A 4726-nucleotide genomic window follows, 5' to 3' on the forward strand; every position below is an offset into this window, starting at 1 on the left:
AAAGTTTGTGCATAAGCTTACGGATTATTAGTACTACTCGACTATGACATTACTGCCTTTACATCTGTAGCCTATCAACGTGGTCATCTTCCACGATCCTTAAAAGAAATCTCATCTTGTGGTGGGTTTCGCGCTTATATGCTTTCAGCGCTTATCCCTTCCAAACGTAGCTACTCTGCGGTGCCCCTGGCGGGACAACAGATACACTAGAGGTTTGTCCAATTCGGTCCTCTCGTACTAGAATCAGATCCACTCAAATTTCTAACGCCCGCAGTAGATAGAGACCGAACTGTCTCACGACGTTCTGAACCCAGCTCGCGTGCCACTTTAATGGGCGAACAGCCCAACCCTTGGGACCTTCTCCAGCCCCAGGATGTGACGAGCCGACATCGAGGTGCCAAACCCCCCCGTCGATATGAGCTCTTGGGGGAGATCAGCCTGTTATCCCCGGCGTACCTTTTATCCTTTGAGCGATGGCCCTTCCATGCGGAACCACCGGATCACTATGCTCTACTTTCGTACCTGATCGACCTGTATGTCTCTCAGTCAAGCTCCCTTATGCCATTGCACTCTACGCACGGTTACCAAGCGTACTGAGGGAACCTTTAGAAGCCTCCGTTACTCTTTTGGAGGCGACCACCCCAGTCAAACTACCCACCAAGCACTGTCCCCCACATTGCGGGGTTAGGCCTCAGATAAACAAAGGGTTGTATTTCAACAATGACTCCACAACGCCTGGCGACGCCGCTTCATAGTCTCCAACCTATCCTACACATCATTTATCCAAGGTCAATACTAAGCTATAGTAAAGGTGCACAGGGTCTTTTCGTCCCACTGCGGGTAAACGGCATCTTCACCGTTACTACAATTTCACCGAGCTCATGGCTGAGACAGTGTCCAGATCGTTACACCATTCGTGCAGGTCGGAACTTACCCGACAAGGAATTTCGCTACCTTAGGACCGTTATAGTTACGGCCGCCGTTTACTGGGGCTTCAATTCAATGCTTCTCCGAAGATAACATCTCCTCTTAACCTTCCAGCACCGGGCAGGTGTCAGGCCCTATACTTCATCTTACGATTTTGCAGAGCCCTGTGTTTTTGATAAACAGTCGCCTGGACCTCTTCACTGCGGCCCCGATTGCTCGGGGCGACCTTTCTCCCGAAGTTACAGGTCTATTTTGCCTAATTCCTTAGCCATGAATCTCTCGAGCACCTTAGGATTCTCTCCTCAACTACCTGTGTCGGTTTACGGTACTGGTTCTTACTGCCTGAAGTTTAGAGGTTTTTCTTGGAAGCCCTTAGGCGCACTATCTCTTTGTCCGAAGACTCCGAGTACTATCGCATTTCACCAAGATCTCCGGATTTGCCTAGAGACCCTATAGCTAGGTGCTTTAACGAACTATTCCGTCAGTTCGCGGCGCTTTCATCACTCCGTCACCCCATCACAGCAATAAGAAGTACGGGAATATTAACCCGTTGGCCATCGACTGTCCCTTTCGGGTTCGCCTTAGGTCCAGACTAACCCACAGCTGATTAGCATAGCTGTGGAAACCTTAGTTTTTCGGTGTGCGGGTTTCTCGCCCGCATTATCGTTACTTATGCCTACATTTTCTTTTCTGACCGGTCCAACATCCCTTACGAAACACCTTCAGCCCTGTCAGAATGCTCCCCTACCACTTTGTGTTGCCACAAAATCCATAGCTTCGGTAATATGCTTATGCCCGATTATTATCCATGCTCGTCCGCTCGACTAGTGAGCTGTTACGCACTCTTTAAATGAATGGCTGCTTCCAAGCCAACATCCTAGCTGTCTGGGCAGACAAACCTCGTTCTTTCAACTTAGCATATATTTGGGGACCTTAGCTGATGGTCTGGGTTCTTTCCCTCTCGGACTTGGACCTTAGCACCCAAGCCCTCACTGTTATCAATCATTATATAGCATTCGGAGTTTGTCAGGAATTGGTAGGCGGTGAAGCCCCCGCATCCAATCAGTAGCTCTACCTCTATATAACTAAAATAACGCTGCACCTAAATGCATTTCGGGGAGTACGAGCTATTTCCGAGTTTGATTGGCCTTTCACCCCTACCCACAGGTCATCCGAAGACTTTTCAACGTCAACCGGTTCGGTCCTCCACTGTGTGTTACCACAGCTTCAACCTGCCCATGGGTAGATCACACGGTTTCGCGTCTAACACTACTGACTAAAGCGCCCTATTCAGACTCGCTTTCGCTGCGGATCCATGGCTTAACCACTTATCCTTGCCAGCAGCGTTAACTCGTAGGCTCATTATGCAAAAGGCACGCCGTCACCCCACGAAAGGGCTCCGACCGCTTGTAAGCGCATGGTTTCAGGATCTATTTCACTCCGTTATTCACGGTTCTTTTCACCTTTCCCTCACGGTACTGGTTCACTATCGGTCTCTCAGGAGTATTTAGCCTTAGCGGATGGTCCCGCCAAATTCAGACAGGGTTTCACGTGCCCCGCCCTACTCAGGATACCGCTATCCATTATGCTCGTTACCCATACGGGGCTGTCACCCTCTATGGCGCTCCTTTCCAGAAGCTTCCGGTTCCTTGCACATGAAATGTCGCGGTCCTACAACCCCACCTATGCCGTAACATAAATGGTTTGGGCTAATCCGCGTTCGCTCGCCACTACTTACGGAATCACTTTTGTTTTCTTCTCCTCCGCCTACTTAGATGTTTCAGTTCAGCGGGTTTGCCCACCTATCGGTGTGCTATGTCTTCAACATAGCGGGTTGCCCCATTCGGATATCTGCGGATCAATCTGTGTGTGCCAGTCCCCGCAGCTTTTCGCAGCTTATCACGTCCTTCATCGCCTCTGAGAGCCTAGGCATTCCCCATGCGCCCTTATTTTGCTTATTGCACCAATCTCATTTTTAAAATGAGACCGTTTTGTTTGTTTTCTATATTTTGCACGAATGCTCAATAAAAAACGCTTTCTACTTTCTTATTATTTTCTTATCTCAATATGTCAATGAACTTTTTCCCGATTCATCGGGATTGTGGAGAATAACGGAGTCGAACCGTTGACCTCCTGCGTGCAAGGCAGGCGCTCTAGCCAGCTGAGCTAATCCCCCATTTTTTAGTGATGAGTTATTAGTTATGAGTTATGAATTATTTCTCATAAGGCCTCAACCTCTAAAATTTCCTTTTTTAAGTCAAATAGTAGTCCCGGGCAGACTCGAACTGCCGACCCCTACATTATCAGTGTAGTACTCTAACCAGCTGAGCTACGAGACTCTGTTTTACTTAATTTTTATCATTTTTTTAAATTAACAGCAAGAGCAATACAATCTCAGATTCCAAACCTATAGTCCGGCATCTTATTTCCCAAGCGTGCTCTTCAGCTAACACTCGGGCTCTAGAAAGGAGGTGTTCCAGCCGCACCTTCCGGTACGGCTACCTTGTTACGACTTAGCCCTAGTTACCAGTTTTACCCTAGGCAGCTCCTTGCGGTCACCGACTTCAGGCACCCCCAGCTTCCATGGCTTGACGGGCGGTGTGTACAAGGCCCGGGAACGTATTCACCGGATCATGGCTGATATCCGATTACTAGCGATTCCAGCTTCACGGAGTCGAGTTGCAGACTCCGATCCGAACTGTGACCGGCTTTATAGATTCGCTCCTGGTCGCCCAGTGGCTGCTCTCTGTACCGGCCATTGTAGCACGTGTGTAGCCCAAGGCGTAAGGGCCGTGATGATTTGACGTCATCCCCACCTTCCTCACAGTTTGCACTGGCAGTCTTGTTAGAGTTCCCGACTTGACTCGCTGGCAACTAACAACAGGGGTTGCGCTCGTTATAGGACTTAACCTGACACCTCACGGCACGAGCTGACGACAACCATGCAGCACCTTGTAAACTGTCTTGCGAAAGATCTGTTTCCAAATCGGTCAGTCTGCATTTAAGCCTTGGTAAGGTTCCTCGCGTATCATCGAATTAAACCACATGCTCCACCGCTTGTGCGGGCCCCCGTCAATTCCTTTGAGTTTCAAACTTGCGTTCGTACTCCCCAGGTGGGATACTTATCACTTTCGCTTAGCCACTGAGATTGCTCCCAACAGCTAGTATCCATCGTTTACGGCGTGGACTACCAGGGTATCTAATCCTGTTCGCTACCCACGCTTTCGTCCATCAGCGTCAATAAATTGGTAGTAACCTGCCTTCGCAATTGGTATTCCATGTAATCTCTAAGCATTTCACCGCTACACTACATATTCTAGTTACTTCCCAATAATTCAAGTCCTGCAGTATCAATGGCCGTTCCACCGTTGAGCGATGGGCTTTCACCACTGACTTACAAGACCGCCTACGGACCCTTTAAACCCAATGATTCCGGATAACGCTTGGATCCTCCGTATTACCGCGGCTGCTGGCACGGAGTTAGCCGATCCTTATTCTCACAGTACCGTCAAGCTCCGACACGTCGGAGTGTTTCTTCCTGTGCAAAAGCAGTTTACAATCCATAGGACCGTCATCCTGCACGCGGCATGGCTGGTTCAGACTTGCGTCCATTGACCAATATTCCTCACTGCTGCCTCCCGTAGGAGTCTGGTCCGTGTCTCAGTACCAGTGTGGGGGATCTCCCTCTCAGGACCCCTACCCATCGTAGCCTTGGTAAGCCGTTACCTTACCAACTAGCTAATGGGACGCATGCTCATCTTTCACCGTTGTGACTTTAATAATCAAACCATGCGGTTTG

The 4726-nt window shown here is 49.2% G+C and carries 2 tRNA genes and 2 rRNA genes; all 4 read right to left on the reverse strand.

Features of this window, described 5'->3' with window-relative positions:
* Positions 1-7 precede the first annotated feature (7 nt).
* Positions 8-2889: ribosomal RNA gene (locus NCC77_RS22910) — 23S ribosomal RNA — on the reverse strand.
* A gap of 140 nt (positions 2890-3029) precedes the next feature.
* Positions 3030-3103: transfer RNA gene (locus tag NCC77_RS22915), tRNA-Ala, on the reverse strand.
* 89 nt (positions 3104-3192) lie between these two features.
* Positions 3193-3266 (reverse strand) — tRNA-Ile (locus NCC77_RS22920).
* Positions 3267-3391: 125 nt separating this feature from the next.
* Positions 3392-4726 (reverse strand): 16S ribosomal RNA (locus tag NCC77_RS22925); the annotation flags it as partial.

Source organism: Flavobacterium tyrosinilyticum (assembly GCF_023656565.1).
Lineage (GTDB): Bacteria > Bacteroidota > Bacteroidia > Flavobacteriales > Flavobacteriaceae > Flavobacterium > Flavobacterium tyrosinilyticum.